General features: G+C 65.3%; 18 protein-coding genes and 1 tRNA gene. 11 read left to right on the plus strand and 8 right to left on the minus strand.

Annotated features, from left to right (window positions below):
* Window positions 1-42: 42 nt before the first annotated feature.
* From DX905_RS10705 to DX905_RS10715, 3 genes are all read right to left on the minus strand, one after another.
* Window positions 43-987, minus strand: coding sequence for a glycosyltransferase family 2 protein (locus tag DX905_RS10705; RefSeq protein WP_116091330.1), 945 nt, complete (start codon window positions 985-987; stop codon window positions 43-45).
* Window positions 988-992: 5 nt separating this feature from the next.
* The gene (gene tig / locus DX905_RS10710; protein ID WP_116091331.1) at window positions 993-2,642 is read right to left on the minus strand and encodes a trigger factor; all 1,650 of its coding nucleotides are present in this window, start codon (window positions 2,640-2,642) and stop codon (window positions 993-995) included.
* A 50-nt stretch (window positions 2,643-2,692) separates the two neighbouring features.
* Window positions 2,693-2,777, minus strand: a tRNA-Leu gene (locus DX905_RS10715).
* A 109-nt stretch (window positions 2,778-2,886) separates the two neighbouring features.
* Here DX905_RS10715 and DX905_RS10720 point away from each other — a divergent pair.
* A complete protein-coding gene (locus tag DX905_RS10720) occupies window positions 2,887-3,069 on the plus strand; it encodes a hypothetical protein (protein ID WP_116091332.1) in 183 nt (60 codons plus the stop codon).
* Window positions 3,070-3,167: 98 nt separating this feature from the next.
* Window positions 3,168-3,926 (plus strand): DoxX family membrane protein, encoded by a 759-nt coding sequence (locus DX905_RS10725; protein ID WP_116091333.1) that lies wholly within the window; start codon window positions 3,168-3,170, stop codon window positions 3,924-3,926.
* On the opposite strand, the gene gatB is transcribed toward DX905_RS10725, so the two are convergent.
* Genes gatB through DX905_RS10745 form a run of 4 tightly spaced genes read right to left on the minus strand, consistent with a single transcriptional unit; the run spans window position 3,904 to window position 7,592 of the window.
* Window positions 3,904-5,385 (minus strand): Asp-tRNA(Asn)/Glu-tRNA(Gln) amidotransferase subunit GatB, encoded by a 1,482-nt coding sequence (gene gatB, locus DX905_RS10730; protein WP_116091334.1) that lies wholly within the window; start codon window positions 5,383-5,385, stop codon window positions 3,904-3,906. The two genes, DX905_RS10725 and gatB, sit on opposite strands and share 23 nt — an antisense overlap.
* Before the next feature lie 10 nt (window positions 5,386-5,395).
* Window positions 5,396-6,877 carry an Asp-tRNA(Asn)/Glu-tRNA(Gln) amidotransferase subunit GatA gene (gatA, locus tag DX905_RS10735; protein ID WP_116091335.1) on the minus strand — a complete coding sequence of 494 codons (1,482 nt, stop codon included), beginning with the start codon at window positions 6,875-6,877 and terminating at the stop codon, window positions 5,396-5,398.
* Window positions 6,877-7,164 (minus strand): Asp-tRNA(Asn)/Glu-tRNA(Gln) amidotransferase subunit GatC, encoded by a 288-nt coding sequence (gatC, locus tag DX905_RS10740; protein WP_116092490.1) that lies wholly within the window; start codon window positions 7,162-7,164, stop codon window positions 6,877-6,879. Before gatC ends, gatA begins: the two co-directional genes overlap by 1 nt.
* Before the next feature lie 32 nt (window positions 7,165-7,196).
* A complete protein-coding gene (locus DX905_RS10745) occupies window positions 7,197-7,592 on the minus strand; it encodes a VOC family protein (RefSeq protein ID WP_116091336.1) in 396 nt (131 codons plus the stop codon).
* Window positions 7,593-7,692: 100 nt separating this feature from the next.
* On the opposite strand from DX905_RS10745, the gene DX905_RS10750 reads away from it, so the two are divergent.
* The 5 genes from DX905_RS10750 to DX905_RS10770 are packed head-to-tail and all read left to right on the plus strand — an operon-like array spanning window position 7,693 to window position 12,373.
* Window positions 7,693-8,808, plus strand: coding sequence for a DUF3089 domain-containing protein (locus DX905_RS10750; RefSeq protein ID WP_116091337.1), 1,116 nt, complete (start codon window positions 7,693-7,695; stop codon window positions 8,806-8,808).
* The gene (gene ruvX / locus DX905_RS10755; protein WP_116091338.1) at window positions 8,805-9,272 is read left to right on the plus strand and encodes a Holliday junction resolvase RuvX; all 468 of its coding nucleotides are present in this window, start codon (window positions 8,805-8,807) and stop codon (window positions 9,270-9,272) included. The genes DX905_RS10750 and ruvX overlap by 4 nt, the downstream gene beginning before the upstream one ends.
* Window positions 9,273-9,306: 34 nt before the next feature.
* Window positions 9,307-10,290 carry an aspartate carbamoyltransferase catalytic subunit gene (locus DX905_RS10760; RefSeq protein WP_116091339.1) on the plus strand — a complete coding sequence of 328 codons (984 nt, stop codon included), beginning with the start codon at window positions 9,307-9,309 and terminating at the stop codon, window positions 10,288-10,290.
* On the plus strand, window positions 10,284-11,507 hold the full coding sequence (locus DX905_RS10765; RefSeq protein ID WP_116091340.1) for a dihydroorotase: 1,224 nt from the start codon (window positions 10,284-10,286) through the stop codon (window positions 11,505-11,507). Before DX905_RS10760 ends, DX905_RS10765 begins: the two co-directional genes overlap by 7 nt.
* A complete protein-coding gene (locus DX905_RS10770; protein WP_116091341.1) occupies window positions 11,504-12,373 on the plus strand; it encodes an SPOR domain-containing protein in 870 nt (289 codons plus the stop codon). Before DX905_RS10765 ends, DX905_RS10770 begins: the two co-directional genes overlap by 4 nt.
* 7 nt (window positions 12,374-12,380) lie before the next feature.
* Here DX905_RS10770 and serB read toward each other — a convergent pair whose 3' ends face one another.
* Window positions 12,381-13,265: a phosphoserine phosphatase SerB gene (serB, locus tag DX905_RS10775; RefSeq protein WP_116091342.1), complete on the minus strand. Its 885-nt coding sequence runs from the start codon at window positions 13,263-13,265 to the stop codon at window positions 12,381-12,383.
* Here serB and miaA point away from each other — a divergent pair.
* The 4 genes from miaA (at window position 13,258) to ilvC (ending at window position 17,608) form a co-directional block, all read left to right on the plus strand.
* Window positions 13,258-14,124 carry a tRNA (adenosine(37)-N6)-dimethylallyltransferase MiaA gene (miaA, locus tag DX905_RS10780; protein WP_116092491.1) on the plus strand — a complete coding sequence of 289 codons (867 nt, stop codon included), beginning with the start codon at window positions 13,258-13,260 and terminating at the stop codon, window positions 14,122-14,124. The genes serB and miaA overlap by 8 nt on opposite strands.
* A 137-nt stretch (window positions 14,125-14,261) precedes the next feature.
* A complete protein-coding gene (gene ilvB, locus DX905_RS10785) occupies window positions 14,262-16,004 on the plus strand; it encodes a biosynthetic-type acetolactate synthase large subunit (RefSeq protein ID WP_116092492.1) in 1,743 nt (580 codons plus the stop codon).
* A 41-nt stretch (window positions 16,005-16,045) separates the two neighbouring features.
* The gene (gene ilvN, locus DX905_RS10790) at window positions 16,046-16,561 is read left to right on the plus strand and encodes an acetolactate synthase small subunit (protein ID WP_116091343.1); all 516 of its coding nucleotides are present in this window, start codon (window positions 16,046-16,048) and stop codon (window positions 16,559-16,561) included.
* A 27-nt stretch (window positions 16,562-16,588) separates the two neighbouring features.
* Window positions 16,589-17,608: a ketol-acid reductoisomerase gene (ilvC, locus tag DX905_RS10795; protein WP_116091344.1), complete on the plus strand. Its 1,020-nt coding sequence runs from the start codon at window positions 16,589-16,591 to the stop codon at window positions 17,606-17,608.
* Window positions 17,609-17,619 lie beyond the last annotated feature (11 nt).

The raw sequence follows: 17,619 nt of genomic DNA on the forward strand, positions 1-17,619 counted from the left end.
CCAGGACGGCCGGCTGGAGCAGGCGGATAATGCCGGCCGACGCTAACCTTCCACCGCGGGCAAGGCGAGGTAAGCGAGGCGGCGTACTTCGCGCCGCCCGCGAACGACCGTGTCGAGGATCAGCCCGGTAAAAAAGCAGAGGAAGGCCACGATAACGAGGCCAGTCGCGAGGACAGCCGTGGGGAAGCGCGGCACCAGCCCGGTTCGGGCATAGGTCAGGATCAACGGTTCCGCGAGAACCAGCGCGACTAGCCCGAGTATGGCGCCGATCGACCCGAAATAAAGTACCGGCCGCTCGATCCGGAATAACGTCAATATGGTGCGCAAAATGCGCCAGCCGTCGCGATAGGTCGACAGTTTGGATGCCGATCCTTCCAAGCGAGCGCCATAGCGGGTGACGATCTCGCCCACCGGCATGCGCAGCTCGAGCGCGTGGACACTGATCTCGGTTTCGATTTCGAATCCCGACGAGAGAATCGGGAAGCTCTTTACGAAACGGCGCGAAAAGACGCGGTAGCCCGACAATATGTCGCTGAACGTGCGCCCGAAGAGGCGTGACAGGATAGTGGTCAGCACGGCGTTGCCGAATCGGTGGCCGCGGCGATAGGCCGCATCGACCTCGCTCGCGCGCGCCCCGACCACCATGTCGAGATGCTCGTCGAGCAGGCGTTGGATCATGTCCGGGGCGGCGGCCGCATCGTAGGTCGCGTCGCCATCCGCCATCACGTAGATGTCAGCCTCGATGTCCGCGAACATGCGGCGGACGACATGACCCTTGCCCTGCATCGGCTCGCGCCGGACGGCCGCTCCGGCCAGCGTCGCAAGCTCGACGGTGCGGTCGCCGCTATTATTGTCGAAAACGTAAATCGCGGCGGCGGGCAGCGCGGCGCGAAAGCCCGCAATCGTCGCACCGATCGCCGCTTCCTCATTGTAGCAGGGCAGGATGACGGCGACGCGCAAGCCCGCCGCCGTCGATCCCGACGCCATCGGGCTTACGCCTTGGCCTTCTTCGGCGCGGCCTTCTTGGCGGGCGCAACCTCGGCGGCTACCGCATCAGCCGGCGGGGCAGCCTTCTTGGCTTTGGCAGCAGGCTTGGCTGGAGCTTCCTCGGCGGCCGCGGGAGCAGCCTTCTTTGCGGAAGACTTCTTGGCCGGAGCCGCAGCAGCATCGTCGGTCGGCGCAGCAACCGCTTCGACCGGAGCCGCAGCGGCCTTCTTGGCGGAGGACTTCTTCGCCTTGGGAGCGTGATCGTGACCATGATGGTCATGGCCGCAGTCCGGACCGTGGACATGCTCGGCGGGGCTGCCGTCATCCTCGGCCTCGATCGCCGCCTCGAGCTCTTCGCGCGTGCTCGTGCGGTCGGTGACCTCCGCCTGGCTGAACAGGAAGTCGACCACCTTGTCCTCGTACAGCGGGGCACGGATCTGGGCGGCGGCAACGGGGTCGGACTGGACATATTCCATGAACCGCTGGCGGTCCTTGGGGGCATATTGCTGCGCGGCCTGGGCCGTCAGCATCTGCATCTCCTGGTTGCTGACCTCGACATTATGCTGGCGGCCGATTTCCGACAGCAGCAGCCCAAGGCGCACGCGGCGCTCTGCGATTGCGCGATAATCGTCCCTGTCCTTTTCCATCTCGGCAAGCGCGGCGGCCGGATCTTCCTCGTGGCTCGCCTCATGCTCCAGCTGGCGCCAGATCTGCTCGAACTCGGCTTCCACCATCGACGGCGGCACGGGGAAATCGTGGCCCTGGGCAAGCTGGTCGAGCAGCTTGCGCTTCATGTGGGTCCGGGTCAGACCGTTCAGTTCCTGCTCGACCTGGCCTTTGAACAGCTCCTTGAGCTTGTCGAGGCTGTCGAGCCCAAGCGTCTTGGCGAAATCGTCGTCGATCGTCGCTTCGCTCGCGACCTTCACGTCCTTGACGACGATGTCGAACGTCGCCGGCTTTCCGGCGAGGCTCTTCTCGCCATATTCGGCGGGGAAGGTGAGGTTGAGCGTCTTCTCGTCACCGACCTTCACGCCTTCAAGCTGTGCTTCGAAGCCGGGAATCAGCCGACCCGAGCCGAGCTCGACCGCCATGTCCTCACCGGTGCCACCCGGAAAGGCGACGCCATCGGCGGTCTTGCCGACGAAATCGATGATGACCTGGTCGCCTTCGATCGCCGGATGACCTTCGGGCGCGGAGGTGTAGCTCTTCTGCTGGGCGGCAAAGCGCGCCACTTGCGCGTCGATCTCTTCCGCGCTTGGCTCGACCGTCAGACGTTCGAGCTTCAGGCCCTCGATCGACGGAGTCGGCACGTTCGGCAGCACTTCCAGTGCAACCTTGACCTCGACATCCTTGCCGGCGGCATAATCTTCGTCGAGTTCGACCTGCGGCTGCATCGCCGGGCGCAGGCCCTGCTCGTTGATCAGCGACTGGACGCCTTCCTGCACGGCGGTGTTGAGCGCCTCGCGCTCCAGCGCCTCGCCATGCATCTTCTTGATCAGGTTCGGCGGCACCTTGCCGGGGCGAAAGCCGGGCATCTTGATCGTCGGCGCGGCGCGCTTCACCTCGGCGTCGACCTTCGCCGCGATCTCCTGCGCGGGGATGGTCAGCTTGTAGGAGCGGCGGAGGCCCTCGTTCAACGTCTCGACAGTCTGCATGATCGCTACTCAAAGCCTTGAAAAATGGGTGGCGGCCGGATCGGGCGAGCTGGTGCGGGCGAAGGGACTCGAACCCCCACATCTTGCGATACTGGAACCTAAATCCAGCGCGTCTACCAGTTCCGCCACGCCCGCGGGACGCTCTTCGGAAGCGGGGCGCTTATAGCAGCGGGAACGCGAGGGCAAGGTTTGCGGGGAGCCGGCGGCGACGCAATTCGTTGATCAGCCGAACACGGAGACAAACATGGCCAGCCACCCCGACGCCAATCCCGATTCCGATCCCTCCGGTCCCTCGGACTCGCCCGAACAAGTGACGCCTGCCGATACTCCCGGCCGGGAAAGCGTCGAAGACAGCCCCGGCGATTTTGCAGGCACGGCAGGGACCGGTGGCGAGAACAAGGTGCAGGATCAGAGCTTCGAGCGCTGACCAGTCCAGAAAGCCTCAAGCGCACTGGTCCAGCAATCGCTGATTAAAGCCGCGCCAAGCCTGGGCTAGCTTCCTTCCGATAGGATCAGGGAGGAAGTATGGACAAGGTGCGCCAGGACGTGATTTTGCTCGTCGCGGTGGTCTTGATCGGGCTCGGCCTGCTCAACATCGGCTATCGCGACAGTTTGATGACCTGGCAGCCATTTCCCGATGGCGCGGCTGGGCGGGCTTTATTTGCCTACCTCTCAGGCGCCGTTCTGATTCTTTCCGGGGCCGGTATGTTGATCCCGGCCTGGCGCACCGGCGCCGCTGCGGTCGCGGCCAGTTGGCTCGCCTTGGGTGCTATCGTCTTTCATCTGCCGCACATCGTGAAAGCCCATGACGTGGCGGCGCTGTTGGGTCTGGCCGAAGCCTCGGCCTGCGCGCTCGGCCTTGCTACCCTTACCGGCTGGTTCGATACCCGCCCGCGAGCAAACGCGCATCGCCTCGGCTTCGGGCTGTGCCTGCTTGTCTTCGGAATTTCGCACTTCGTCTATGCCGGCTTCACCGCGGCGATGGTGCCGGCCTGGCTGCCCCAGCGGCTGGGCATCGCCTACCTGACGGGGGCAATCCATATCTTGACCGGCCTTGCCTTGTTGGCGGGTCTCCGCGTCCGGACAGCCGCCACGATCGAGGCGCTGATGATGTCCTCGTTCGTGCTGCTGCTGCATATACCGGGCGTCATCGCTGCGCCGCATGACCGGTTGCAGCTGACGATGCTGGGCATGGCGAGCCTGCTGACGTGCGCGGCATGGCTGGTCGCGAGTTCGCGGGCCTTGCCCGGAGGCGGCCTGCTCAGCCGTCGAGCGCCTTCTTGAGCAATTCGTTGACCACGCCGGGATTGGCCTTGCCCGCCATCGCCTTCATCGTCTGACCGACGAAGAAGCCGAACAACTTATCCTTGCCGCCGCGATATTCGGCGACCTTGTCCGCGTTGGCATCCATCACCTTGGCGATTTCGGCTTCGATCGCGCCGGTGTCGCTGGTCTGCTTCAGGCCGCGCTCCTCGACGATCTTCGACGGATCGTCGCCGGTCTCGAGCATGATCTCGAACACCTGCTTGGAAAGCGTGCCGGAAAGCGTGCCGTCGGCGACCAGCGCAATCAGCTCGGCGGCCTGCTGCGGCGAGACCGGGCTGTCGGCAATGTCCTTGCCCAGCCGGTTGAGCGCGCCGAACAGTTCGGACGTCAGCCAGTTGGCTGCCGGTTTGGCGACCTCCGTTTCGGGTTTGCCGGTCGCGGCCAGCAGCGCTTCGAACCAGCGCGCGGTCTCCACATCGGCGGTGATCACGCTCGCCGAATAAGCCGAGATGCCGAGCACCTCCTCATAACGACGCCGCTTGGCATCGGGCAGTTCTGGCAGGCTGCCCTCGCACTCGGCAAGAAAAGCGTCGTCCAGCTCCAGCGGCAGCAAATCCGGATCCGGGAAATAGCGATAATCGTGCGCATCCTCCTTGGAGCGCATCGAGCGCGTCTCGTTACGATCGGGATCGTAGAGCCGCGTTTCCTGGATGATCTTTCCGCCCGCCTCGAGCACCTCGACCTGGCGCCGTGCCTCGCCCTCGATCGTCGCCATCACGAAGCGGACCGAGTTGACGTTCTTGGTTTCGGTGCGTGTGCCGAACTCGTGTCCCGCCTTGCGCACGCTGACATTGACGTCGGCCCGCATCGAGCCCTGCTCCATATTGCCGTCGCACGAGCCGACATAACGCAGGATTGCGCGCAGCTTGCGCAGGTAGGCGCCGGCCTCGGCGGGCGAACGCATGTCGGGCTTGCTCACGATCTCCATCAAGGCGACGCCGGATCGATTGAGGTCGACATAGGAGCGGGTCGGGTGCTGATCGTGCATCAACTTGCCGGCATCCTGCTCGACATGGATCCGCTCGATCCCGATCGTCTTGGTCACGCCTTCGGCCGGCTCGATCTCGATCGCGCCTTCGCCCACCAGGGGGTGGTAGAGCTGGCTGATCTGATACCCCTGCGGCAGATCGGCGTAGAAATAATTCTTGCGGTCGAACTGGCTCCAGCGGTTGATCTGCGCCCCGATCGCCATGCCGGTGCGCACCGCCTGGCGGATGCACTCGCGATTGGGCACGGGCAGCATGCCGGGCATGGCGGCATCGACCAGGCTGACCTGGGTATTGGGCTCCGCGCCGAACGCCGTCGCCGCTCCGGAGAAGAGCTTGGCGTTGGACGTGACCTGGGCATGGACCTCAAGGCCTATCACGACCTCCCACGGGCCGGTCGCGCCCTCGATCACATAAGCAGCTTCAGTCATGCTTGGGTCCTTACCACCACTCGCCCGGGCGCGCCGTGAAGCCGGCGCGTTCCTCGATGGCGAGGCAGGCATTGAGTACGCCCTGTTCGTCGAGGGGCTTGCCGATCACCTGCAGCCCCAGCGGCAGGCCCGCCTGGTCGAGCCCACCCGGCACCGACATGGCTGGCAGGCCCGCCAGCGAACTGGGCACGGTGAAGACGTCGTTCAAGTACATGGCCAGCGGGTCGTCGGCCTTCTCTCCCAGCGCGAACGCGGCCGAAGGCGCCGTCGGCGTCAGCAGCAAGTCGCATTTTTCGAAGGCTTCCGCGAAGTCGCGCACGATCAGCGCGCGCACCTTCTGCGCCTGGGTGAAATAAGCGTCGTAAAAGCCCGCCGACAGCACGTAGGTGCCGATCAGGATGCGGCGCTTTACCTCGGCGCCGAAGCCGTCGGCGCGGGTGGCGGCATACATGTCCTGCAGATTGGCGCCGTCGGGCAGGTCGCGCAGGCCGTAGCGGACGCCGTCATAGCGGGCGAGGTTGGACGAGGCCTCCGCCGGGGCAATGATATAGTAAGTCGGCAGCGCATATTTGGTGTGCGGCAGCGACACCTCGATCACATTGGCGCCGGCGTCCTTGACCAGCTGGATGCCGCGTTCCCACAAAGCGTCGATCTCGCGCGGCATATTGTCGACGCGATATTCCTTGGGGATGCCGATCGTCTTGCCGCGCAGGTCGGACGACAGGCCCGCTTCCCATTCCGGCACGGGCAGATCGAGCGAAGTCGCGTCCTTCGGATCGAAGCCCGCCATCGCTTCCAGCATGATCGCGCAATCCGTGACGTCGCGCGCCATCGCGCCCGCCTGATCGAGGCTGGAGGCAAAGGCCACCACGCCCCAGCGCGAGCAGCGGCCATAGGTCGGCTTGATGCCGGAAATGCCGGTGAAGGCCGCCGGCTGGCGGATCGATCCGCCGGTATCGGTGCCGGTCGCGCCGGGCGCGAGCCGCGCGGAGACCGCCGCCGAGCTGCCGCCGGACGATCCCCCGGGCGCGAGCGGCGCGTTGCCGCCATCGTTGCGCCGCCATGGACTCAGCACATTGCCGAAATGGCTGGTCTCGTTGGACGAGCCCATCGCGAACTGGTCCATGTTCAACTTGCCGAGCATGCCCGCGCCGGCGAGGAACAGCCGCTCGGTGACAGTCGATTCATAGGTCGGCACGAAGCCTTCCAGGATATGGCTCGCGGCGGTGGTCTGCACGCCTTCGGTGCAGAACAGATCCTTGATGCCCAGCGGGACGCCCGACAGCGGGCGCACCGCGCCCTCGCTGCGCTCCTGATCGGCGGCGTCCGCCGCCGCGAGCGCATGTTCGGGCGTTTCGACGATGAAGGCGTTCAGGCCTCTGCCCATGGCGACATTGGTATTGAACGCCTCAGCCACTTCGCGCGCGGTGAAGTCGCCCGCGCGGAAGCCGTCGCGGATTTGCGCGATGCCGAGATCGGTCAGGTCGTCCATTATTCGATCACCTTGGGCACGGCGAAGAAGCCATGTTCGGCCTGCGGCGCGTTGGCGAGCACCTCGTCGCGGATGTCGCCATCGGTGATGACGTCGTCGCGCAGGCGCAGCTGGTTGGGGACGACCGCGGCGAGCGGCTGGATACCCGCAGTATCGACCTCGCCGAGTTGCTCGACCCAGGTCAGAATATTGTTGAGCTCGCCGGTCATAGCCGCGACCTCGCCGTCGGAAACGGCGATGCGGGCAAGACTCGCGATCTTGCGGACTGTGGTTTCGTCTACGGACATGAAGGCGCGGCTAGCAGTCGTGCTGCCGGCCATCAAGCATGTCGCGGCTGGACCAGGTCCCAGCGATTCCCGAACGGATCGACGAATACGGCAACGGTGCCATAGGGCTCGTCGCGTGGACTCTCCACGAACTGCACGCCCCGGCGGAGCAGCGCCGCGTGATCGCCCGCAAAATCGTCCGTGGTGAGGAACAGGAAAACGCGCCCGCCCGCCTGCTTGCCGATCGCCGCACGCTGATCCGGACTGGCCGCCCTGGCGAGCAGGATCGCGCATTGCCCGCCGCGGGGCGCCACCACCACCCAGCGTTTGTCGGCCGAGATAACCGTATCCTCGCGCAGCTCGAAACCAAGAACCTCTACGTAGAATTGCAGGCCCTCTTCATAGTCGGGCACGAGCAGCGAGACGAGAGCGAGATGTGAAGGCGCCATAATCACCGCCTAGCCCGATCGCACCGTCAAGAATATCCGCGAACGAAGGCTCGCTATCGAGCGGGTTGGCGCGGGCGCGGCGACGGCCTATCCGCCTCGCATGCTCGCCCGGCGCTTCCTCTACATCATCGCTGCCCTGATCATCGTCATCCTTGCGATCGGCCTCGCCTGGAGCCTGATGCAGGATCGGCTGATGCGGCTGGCGTTCGTCCCCAACACCGCGTTCTCCGCCATGCCCGATGCCACCGCGCCGGATTATGCCAAAGCGGCGGCCTGGCTCGCGCGTCCTGACTTTCCGGATGATCCGACACGGTGGACGCCGCCCGGGGCAACCCGCGGCCCTGCGGGACAAGCCGCCATCTTCTATGTTGCGCCCACGACCTATCTCGACCGCAATCACTGGAACGCGCCGCTGAACGATGGCCAGGCCAATTACCGGCTTGGGCTGTTCGCGCGCAGCCAGGCGAGCGCATTCAATGACGTCGGTCAAATATGGGCGCCCCGCTATCGCCAGGCGACGCTCGGCGCCTTCCTCGCCGCGACGGATCAACGCTCGGCCAAGGCGATCGACTTTGCCTATCGCGACGTGGCTCGCGCCTTTGATGCCTTCCTGGCAGCGATCCCCAAAGATCGCCCGATCATTCTCGTTGGGCATAGCCAAGGATCGCTCCACCTGCTGCGCCTGTTGCGGGAGAAGGTCGCCGGCAGCCCGCTCGCGCGGCGGATCGTCGCGGTCTATGCCGTCGGCTGGCCGATATCGACGACGGCTGACCTGCCCGCGCTTGGCTTGCCGGCTTGTGCGACGGCGGGGCAGGCGGGATGCATTCTGGGCTGGCAGAGCTTTGCCGAGCCGGCCGAGCCCCGCCTGATCGACGCCTATTTCGACCAGAGCAAAGGCCTCACCGGCGCGCCGCGCAAAGGCACCAGCATGCTATGCGTCAATCCGTTGACCGGCGTCGGCGGAGGCGCAGCGCCGGCCACCGTCAATCGCGGCGCGCTGGTCCCGCATGCCGATCTCGCGGGGGGTGACCTGGTCAGCCCCGGGGCGCCGGCGCGGTGCTCCGCGCAGGGCCTGCTGCTGATCGGCCCGCCTCCAGGCGGCTATGGCACCTATGTCTTGCCCGGCAACAATTACCACGTCTTCGATTACGCCCTGTTCTGGCGCAATATCCGAGACGATGCCGCCGCCCGGCTCAAGACATTTCTCGCGCGATGATCGGCAGCGATCTCGCCAGCTTCGCCGCGTCGTTGCCGATGCGCGGGCGGCTTGCGGGCCTCGACGTCGGGACCAAGACGATCGGTATCGCCATCTGCGATTCGATGTGGACCATCGCCAGCCCGGCCGAGACCATCCGGCGCGCCAAGTTCAGCGTCGATCGCGCGCTGCTGCGCGAACTTATCGCCAAGCAGCAGGTGAAGGGGCTCGTGATCGGCCTGCCGCTCAACCTTGATGGTAGCGACAGCCCGCGCACCCAGTCGGTCCGCGCCTTCGCCCGCAACCTCGCGGAGTTCGCGCTGCCGATCCTGCTGTGGGACGAGCGCTGGTCGACCGCGGCGGTGACGCGCACCCTGATCGCCGCCGACGCCAGCCGTTCGCGCCGCGCCGAACTGGTCGACAAGATGGCGGCGGCTTATATCCTGCAGGGCGCGATCGATGCGCTTGCGTCCGCGCACACTTGAGCTTCGGGCCGCCCGCGCTTAGGACGCGGCTTTAATGTCCACTTCGCCCCCCCGCCCGAACGATGGCCGCGAAGTGCACCCGTTTCCCCATCGCCATCTCACCGGCATCTTCGGTCTTCAGCCGCACGAAATCGCATTCCTGCTGGATGAGGCCGAACAATGGGTTGCGCTCAATCGCGGCACGGCCAAGCATGATGATCGCCTCGCCGGCCTAACGCTGATCAATGCTTTCTTCGAAAACTCGACGCGCACCTTGTTGTCGTTCGAAATTGCCGGCAAGCGGCTTGGCGCGGACGTCGTCAACATGGCGGTCGCGCAATCGAGCGTGAAGAAGGGCGAGACGCTGATCGACACCGCGATCACGCTCAATGCGATGCGCGCCGACATGATCGTCATCCGCCACGACGCGTCGGGTGCGGTCCAGCTGATCGCCGACAAGGTCGACTGCCCGGTATTGAACGCGGGCGACGGGCGGCACGAACATCCGACCCAGGCTTTGCTCGACGCGCTCACCATCCGCCGCCGCAAGGGGCGGATCGACGGGTTGATCGTCGCTATTTGCGGCGACGTGCTACACAGCCGGGTCGCGCGCTCCAACATCCTGGCACTGACCGCACTGGGCGCCGAGGTGCGCGTGGTCGGGCCGCCAACCCTGCTGCCGGGGGCGATCGAGCGGATGGGCGTGACCCGCTTCACCGATTTCGATGCAGGCCTCGATGGCGCCGACGTCGTGATGATGCTGCGTCTCCAGCGCGAGCGGATGACCGGCGGGTTCGTGCCGAGCCCGCGCGAATATCACGCACTTTATGGTCTGACCTATGATCGCCTCGCCAAGGCGGCGCCCGATGCCTTGGTGATGCATCCCGGGCCGATGAACCGCGGTGTCGAAATCGCCAGCAACGTGGCCGACGACCTCGATCGATCCGCCATTACCGAGCAGGTCGAGATGGGCGTGGCGGTGCGCATGGCCTGTCTCGACATATTGACGCGGTCACGTCGCGGAATCGCCGGATGGTGAACGCGATCGCGATCATGGGCGGCCGGGTCGTCACTACCGATGGCGTCGCCGAAGGCAGCGTGCTGGTACGCGACGGGCGCATCGCGGCGATCGGCGACTTCCACCCGCCTGCCGACATTCTCCGGATCGAAGCGCATGGCGCGCTGATCGCGCCCGGCCTGGTCGACGTTGGCGTGTTCGCGATCGATCCCCCCGCTTTTGCCGCAGGCGGCATCACGCGCGCAATGTTGATGCCCGACCGTGCTCAGCCGATCGACACGGTCGCCTTGGTTCAGCACGCCGCCGCTGCGGGTAAGCCCAAAATCTGGGTCCACCCGCTCGCGGCAGCAACGCGCGGCCTCGCGGGAACGGAGCTCGCCGAGATCGGGCTGATGCGCGAAGGCGGTGCGTGCGGGGTTGCCACCGGCCGGCAATGGATTGCCGATTCGGGCGTGATGCATCGCTTGCTCAGTTACGCAGGTGCACTGGGCTTACGCACCGTCGTCCATGCAGAGGATTCCGGTCTTGCCGCCGACGCCGTGATGACTGACGGTGAAACCGCGACCCGGCTCGGGCTCGCGGCGGCGCCCGCGGAGACGGAGGCGCTGGCGGTGGCACGCGATCTGCTGCTGGTTGAAGCGACCGGCGCACCGCTCCACTTCCGTCAGGTTACAACTGCCCGCGCGCTGGACCTGATCCGCGATGCCAAGAAAAAGAGGCTGCCGGTTAGCTGCGGCATTACGCCCGCGCATCTCTTTCTGGCGGACAGCGCGGTGACGGGCTTCCGCACATTCGCCCGCCTGTCGCCGCCTTTGCGCGACGAAAACGATCACCAGGCCTGCCTTGTCGCCATTGCCGACGGGACGATCGATGTGATCTGCTCGGGTCACGATCCGCAAGGGCCGGAAGCCAAGCGTCTGCCGTTCGCCGACGCCGAACCCGGCATGGCCGGCGCGGAGACATTGCTCACACTCGGTATGACCTTGGTGCGCGACGGTCTGATCTCTTTCGAGCGGCTGTTCGACCTGCTGGCTACTGCGCCAGCGCGACTGTTCGGCCTCCCAGGAGGCGCGCTTGTGGTCGGGGCGGAAGCGGATCTCATTGTAGTGGATCCCAATTCCCCGTGGAGGATTGAATCGGATAAGATGATTGCAGCGGCGGGGAACACGCCGTTTGACGGGTTGCCGGTGCAGGGACGAGTGATGCGGACGATCAAGGGTGGAGTATCTATTTTATGAAGCGGGTGGCGCTGGCGCTCTTGCTGGCGGTCGCGACCAGTAGCGCCGCTGCGCCTGCCGCGCCGGAATTGCGAGCCTTGCAAGCCAAGGCACAGACTGGCGACGCGAATGCCCAATTTGCCATAGCCGAAGCCTATCGCACGGGCCGGGGTGTGACCGCGGATCCCGAAACCGCGATTATGTGGTATCGGCGGGCCGCCAGTCAGGGCCATGTCCGCGCGAGCGAGGAATTGGGTTTCGCCCTGTTCGCGCATGGCGACCGGCGCGAGGCGATGCCCTATGTAGAAAAAGCCGCTGCGCGGGGCGACGCGCGCGCTTTGTATCTGCTCGGCACCGCGCATTTCAACGGCGACTACGCGACCCGCGATTGGCCGCTCGCTTATGCGCAGACGATGCGAGCCGCGTCGTCGGGCCTGCCTGCCGCGCAGCGCAATCTTGAATTGATGGATCGATATCTGCTCCCGGCCGACAAGGCACAGGCTGATCAGATCCTGGCGACCCTGCCGGCGGTGCGCATCCTTCCTCCGGCGGCACCTGCCACGCCGCCCCAATCGGTCGCTGCAAAATCGCAGCCGAAAGCAAAGTCACCGCTCGCAGCGGCAGCTTCGGCATCTGGCCCCACCCGGTCGGCCTCGGGCCCCTGGAAGGTTCAACTCGGCGCGTTCGGCTCGGCCGATCGGGCGCGCGCCCAGTGGACGACCGTGGCGGCCAAGGCACCTCGCCTTGCAACCTATGACCAGCGCGTCGTGCCATGGAAATCGGTGCAGCGCCTCCAGGCCTGGGGGATTGCCAGCAGGTCGGACGCGGAGGCGCTGTGCAAGCAGGTTCGGGCCGCGGGTGGCCAGTGCCTGATCGTCACCCCGTAAAGCGGGATTACTCGACCCAGTCGGCTCGGCGATAGCCCTGCGCATAGAGCAAGGTGGTGAGGTCGCCATGCTCGATCCGCGCTGCCGCGGCGGCGGCGGTCTTGGGCTTGGCATGATAGGCCACGCCGAGCCCCGCCTCCTCAATCATGGGGATGTCGTTGGCACCATCACCCACCGCAAGCGTCTCCTCGCGCAGCAGCCCTAGGGCTTCACGCTCGGCGATCAGCGTGTCGCGCTTGGTCCCAGCACCGACGATCGGGCGGGACACAGTGCCATTTAGCACGCCGCCACCGATCCCGAGATGGTTGGACAGCGCGCGATCGAACCCGATCGACTCGGCAACCCGATCGGCAAAAACCGTGAAGCCGCCGGAAACCAGAACGGTTCGTGCCCCATAGGCCTTCATCGTCTGGATTAGGGCCCGGGCGCCCGGGATCAGCCTGACTCGCTCGGCGCGGCAGCGATCGATCGCCGCTTCGTCCAGACCTTTCAGAAGGGCGACGCGTGCATCGAGTGCCGCCTCGAAATCCAGTTCGCCGCGCATTGCCCGCTCAGTCACTTCGGCGATCTGCGGCTTGATGCCGGCATAATCGGCGAGCTCGTCAATGCACTCGATCGTGATCATGGTCGAATCCATGTCGGCGATAAGCAGCTTCTTGGCGCGCCGGGACGCGCTTTGCGCCACGATGTCGACACCCGGCAGCAAGCCTTCCAGCGCGGCGCGGGCGCCTGCTCGGTCGGTCCGGCCGAACGGCAGATCCGCGGCAATACCCTCGTCGATCCAGACGGCTTGCCCGGGGATCGCGCCGATGCCGGCAAGCGCGTCCCGGGCGATGTCGATATCGGCGGAGGACAGCTCCCCGTTCGATGCTATCAAAGTCGCAATGTCCACGTCGCACCCTTCGGATCGGCCCAGGCTCGCGCTCATCGCAGGGCCGACCGCGAGCGGCAAGTCGGCGCGCGCATTGGAACTGGCCGAGCGCGAATCCGGCACGGTCATCAATGCCGACGCCAGCCAGGTCTATCGCGACCTTCTGATCCTAAGCGCGCGGCCGACGCCCGAAGAGGAGGCGCGTGCGCCGCATCGGCTATTCGGGCATCGCGATGGTGCGATACCTTGTTCGGCGGCGGATTGGGCGATGGAGGCGAAGGCCGCGATCGCGGAAGCGCACGCTGCCGGCCGGTTGCCGATCCTGGTTGGCGGTACCGGCCTCTATATACGGACATTGCTCGATGGCATCGCACCCGTCCCTCCCATCGATCCCGCCGTACGGCAGCGGGTTCGCGCCCTAGCCGCGGCGGACGCCCGTTCCGCTCTTGCGTCCGAGGATCCACCAGCTGCGGCTCGCCTTCATCCGAACGATACAACGCGTCTTCATCGCGCACTGGAGGTAATACGCAGCACCGGACAGTCCATCTTGGCCTGGCGCGAAGCGCGGGCCGGCGGCATGCGCGACCAAGTCTTGCTGGATGTGCAAAAGGTCGAGCGGCCAATCGCTGAGCTCTACGCGCGGTGCGACGCGCGCGTCGATCAGATGATCGCGTCGGGGGCGATCGATGAAGTGGCGGCGCTGCTCGGGCGGAGGTTGGATCCTGCGCTGCCGGTCATGCGGGCGATCGGTGTCAGCCAGCTCGGCGGATATCTGGACGGATCGATTGCGCTGGAAGAGGCGGTCGGCTCGATCAAGCAGGCGACGCGCAATTATGCTAAGCGCCAGGCGACGTGGCTCCGGCACCAACTGCAAGGTTGAAGAAAGATGCTTACATTACCCAGCAAAAGAAATAAAGTTGCGCGCAGCATCGCCTAATGGAAATAAAAAGATGCAGGCAGGTTGACAGCCACAGCGCCTGCGATTAACCGCGCCGCTCCTCACAAATGAGCAGCATCATGGCCCAGGAACGTACCGGCGCGGACATTTTGATTGAAACGCTGACCGAGCTCGGCGTCGAGGTCGTATTCGGCTATCCCGGTGGCGCGGTGCTGCCGATCTATGATGCGATTTTCCGCCAGGATCGGATTCGTCACATCCTCGTCCGCCAGGAAGGCGGCGCAGCGCATGCTGCCGAAGGCTATGCCCGCTCCACCGGCAAGCCCGGCGTCGTGCTTGTGACCTCCGGCCCGGGCGCGACCAATGCGGTCACCGGCATCACCGACGCGCTGATGGACTCGATCCCGATGGTGGTGATCACCGGCCAGGTGCCGACGGCCTTGATCGGCTCGGACGCGTTCCAGGAATGCGACACGGTCGGCATCACCCGCCACTGCACCAAGCAGAATTACCTGGTGAAGGATCCCGCCGAGTTGGAAGGGGTCATCCGCGAGGCATTCCGGATCGCGACCACCGGCCGCCCCGGCCCGGTGCTGATCGATCTGCCCAAGGATGTGCAGGTCGCGGCGACCGCCAGTAACGTATTGCGCAAGAGTCTCGGCTACCAGCCGCAGACAGAACCCGATGCGCATGCGATCGAAAGCGCGGTGGAGATGATCGCTGCCGCGGAACGCCCGATCTTCTACACCGGTGGCGGGATCATCAATTCGGGGCCCGCCGCCAGCGAGGCGCTGCGCACGCTGGTGAAGCTCACTGGTGCGCCGGTGACTTCGACCCTGATGGGCCTTGGCGCGTTGCCGGCCTCCTCGCCGAAATGGCTCGGCATGCTCGGCATGCACGGCACTTACGAAGCCAATCATGCGATGAACAAGGCCGACCTGATCGTCGCGCTCGGTGCGCGTTTCGACGATCGCGTCACCGGCCGGCTGGACGCCTTCGCCCCGCACGCGCGCAAGATCCACGTCGACATCGATCGTTCCTCGATCAACAAGATCGTGTCGGCGGAGCTTGGCATCGTCAGCGATGTCGGCCGTGCCATCGAGGCGATGATCGCGGTATGGCAGCAGCGCGGCCATCAGGCAGCCGATCTTTCCGACTGGTTCGCTCAGATCGATCAATGGCGGGCGAAGCGTAGTCTCGATTTCCCCAGCTCCAGCAAGGAGATCATGCCGCAGCTGGCGATCCAGCGGCTGTGGGAGGCAACCAAGCATCGCGCGCCGATCATCTCGACCGAGGTCGGTCAGCATCAGATGTGGGCCGCCCAGCATTTCAACTTCGAAGACCCCAACAAATGGCTGACCTCGGGTGGACTCGGCACGATGGGCTATGGCCTGCCGGCCGCGATCGGCGCGCAGATCGGCAATCCCGATGCGCTCGTGATCGACATCGCCGGCGAGGCCTCGATCATGATGAACATCCAGGAGATGTCGACGGCGACCCAATATGAGCTGCCGGTCAAGGTATTCATCCTCAACAACGAATATATGGGCATGGTCCGCCAGTGGCAGGACCTGACCTATCAAGGGCGCCATTCGCACAGCTATTCGGAAGCCTTGCCCGATTTCGTCAAGCTTGCGGAAGCCTATGGCTGGAAGGGCATGCGCATCGAGAAGCCGGATGCGCTCGACGACGGCATCGCCGAGATGCTGGCCTACAATGGCCCGGTGATGGTCGATTGCCGCGTGGCCAAGCTCGCCAATTGCTTCCCGATGATCCCGTCGGGCGCGGCGCATACGGATATGATCCTGCAGGCTAACGAGGTCTCCGGCGAAATGGACGACGAGGCCAAGGCGCTGGTCTAGGCGCCTGCCGCCCGGCACTTTTCCCTCCCGCAGGAACGAACATGCATATCCGCACCGAAGCCAATGAGCGTCACACGCTCTCCGTCACCGTGGCCAACGAGCCCGGCATTCTCGCGCGCATCGCGGGGATGTTCGCCGGGCGGGGCTATAATATCGAAAGCCTGACGGTCGCCGAGGTGACGGAGGACGAAACGGTCAGCCGCATCACCATCGTCACGTCTGGACCGCCGCTCGTGATCGAGCAGATCATCGCGCAACTCGACCGGCTGCCCCCGGTCCACCGCGTCCACGATCTCACCGCCGAAGGTCCGCACGTCGAGCGGGAGCTCGCGCTGGTCAAGGTCAAGGGCACGGGCGACCACCGTATCGAGGCGCTGCGCCTGGCCGAAGTATATCGCGCCCGCGTGGTCGATGCGACCATCTCCAGCTTCGTGTTCGAGGTTACCGGGGGCACCGACAAGATCGATAAATTCCTCGAGCTGATGCGCGAGGTTGGCCTGGTGGAGGTCGCGCGCACCGGCGTCGCCGCGATCACCCGCGGCCACCATACATTCTGACCAATCAAGCTACCGAAGGGGCAACCAATGCGCGTTTACTATGATTCCGACGCCGACATCGGCCTGATCAAGGGCAAGAAGGTCGCGATCGTCGGCTATGGCAGCCAGGGCCATGCCCACGCGCAGAATCTGCGCGATTCTGGCGTCCAGGAAGTGGCAATCGGTCTGCGCCCGGGTTCCGCCAGCGGCACCAAGGCGGCGGAAGCCGGCTTCAAGGTCATGCCCGTCGCCGAAGTCGCCCGCTGGGCCGACATCATCATGATCCTCGCGCCCGACGAGCATCAGGCCGGCATCTGGGAAAAGGACATCAAGGACAATATCCGCGACGGTGCCGCGATCGCCTTCGCGCACGGTCTCAACATCCACTTCGGCCTGATCGAGGCCCCCGCCGGCATCGACGTCTTCATGATCGCGCCCAAAGGCCCCGGCCACACCGTACGCGGCGAATATGTGAAGGGCGGCGGCGTGCCGTGCCTGATCGCGATCCATCAGGATGCGAGCGGCAACGCGCATGACGTGGCGCTTTCCTATGCCAGCGCGGTCGGCGGCGGCCGTTCGGGCGTGATCGAGACGACCTTCAAGGAGGAATGCGAGACCGACCTGTTCGGCGAGCAGGCCGTCCTGTGCGGCGGCCTCACCCACCTGATCATGGCCGGTTTCGAGACGCTGACCGAGGCCGGTTACGCGCCGGAAATGGCCTATTTCGAATGCCTGCACGAGGTGAAGCTGATCGTCGACCTGATGTATGAAGGCGGCATCGCCAACATGCGTTATTCGATCTCCAACACCGCCGAATATGGCGATTATCACACGGGACCGCGCGTCATCACCCCCGACACCAAGGCGGAGATGAAGCGCGTCCTCGCCGACATCCAGGGCGGCCGCTTCGTCCAGCGCTTCATCATGGATAACCGCATGGGCAATCCGGAGATGAAGGCCAGCCGCAAGCTCCAGGCCGAGCATCCCATCGAAAAGGTCGGTGCCGAACTCCGCGCCATGATGCCGTGGATCGCCAAGAACAAGCTTGTCGACAAGGACAAGAACTGACCTTTTGCCGG

The organism is Sphingomonas crusticola, assembly GCF_003391115.1.
GTDB classification, from domain to species: domain Bacteria; phylum Pseudomonadota; class Alphaproteobacteria; order Sphingomonadales; family Sphingomonadaceae; genus Sphingomonas_I; species Sphingomonas_I crusticola.

Bases quoted from the DNA above. Each gene is read 5' to 3' on its own strand.
- DX905_RS10705 (WP_116091330.1), bottom strand. From the start codon at position 987: ATGGCGTCGGGATCGACGGCGGCGGGCTTGCGCGTCGCCGTCATCCTG.
- tig (WP_116091331.1), bottom strand. From the start codon at position 2,642: ATGCAGACTGTCGAGACGTTGAACGAGGGCCTCCGCCGCTCCTACAAG.
- DX905_RS10720 (WP_116091332.1), top strand. From the start codon at position 2,887: ATGGCCAGCCACCCCGACGCCAATCCCGATTCCGATCCCTCCGGTCCC.
- DX905_RS10725 (WP_116091333.1), top strand. From the start codon at position 3,168: ATGGACAAGGTGCGCCAGGACGTGATTTTGCTCGTCGCGGTGGTCTTG.
- gatB (WP_116091334.1), bottom strand. From the start codon at position 5,385: ATGACTGAAGCTGCTTATGTGATCGAGGGCGCGACCGGCCCGTGGGAG.
- gatA (WP_116091335.1), bottom strand. From the start codon at position 6,877: ATGGACGACCTGACCGATCTCGGCATCGCGCAAATCCGCGACGGCTTC.
- gatC (WP_116092490.1), bottom strand. From the start codon at position 7,164: ATGTCCGTAGACGAAACCACAGTCCGCAAGATCGCGAGTCTTGCCCGC.
- DX905_RS10745 (WP_116091336.1), bottom strand. From the start codon at position 7,592: ATGGCGCCTTCACATCTCGCTCTCGTCTCGCTGCTCGTGCCCGACTAT.
- DX905_RS10750 (WP_116091337.1), top strand. From the start codon at position 7,693: ATGCTCGCCCGGCGCTTCCTCTACATCATCGCTGCCCTGATCATCGTC.
- ruvX (WP_116091338.1), top strand. From the start codon at position 8,805: ATGATCGGCAGCGATCTCGCCAGCTTCGCCGCGTCGTTGCCGATGCGC.
- DX905_RS10760 (WP_116091339.1), top strand. From the start codon at position 9,307: ATGTCCACTTCGCCCCCCCGCCCGAACGATGGCCGCGAAGTGCACCCG.
- DX905_RS10765 (WP_116091340.1), top strand. From the start codon at position 10,284: ATGGTGAACGCGATCGCGATCATGGGCGGCCGGGTCGTCACTACCGAT.
- DX905_RS10770 (WP_116091341.1), top strand. From the start codon at position 11,504: ATGAAGCGGGTGGCGCTGGCGCTCTTGCTGGCGGTCGCGACCAGTAGC.
- miaA (WP_116092491.1), top strand. From the start codon at position 13,258: ATGTCCACGTCGCACCCTTCGGATCGGCCCAGGCTCGCGCTCATCGCA.
- ilvB (WP_116092492.1), top strand. From the start codon at position 14,262: ATGGCCCAGGAACGTACCGGCGCGGACATTTTGATTGAAACGCTGACC.
- ilvN (WP_116091343.1), top strand. From the start codon at position 16,046: ATGCATATCCGCACCGAAGCCAATGAGCGTCACACGCTCTCCGTCACC.
- ilvC (WP_116091344.1), top strand. From the start codon at position 16,589: ATGCGCGTTTACTATGATTCCGACGCCGACATCGGCCTGATCAAGGGC.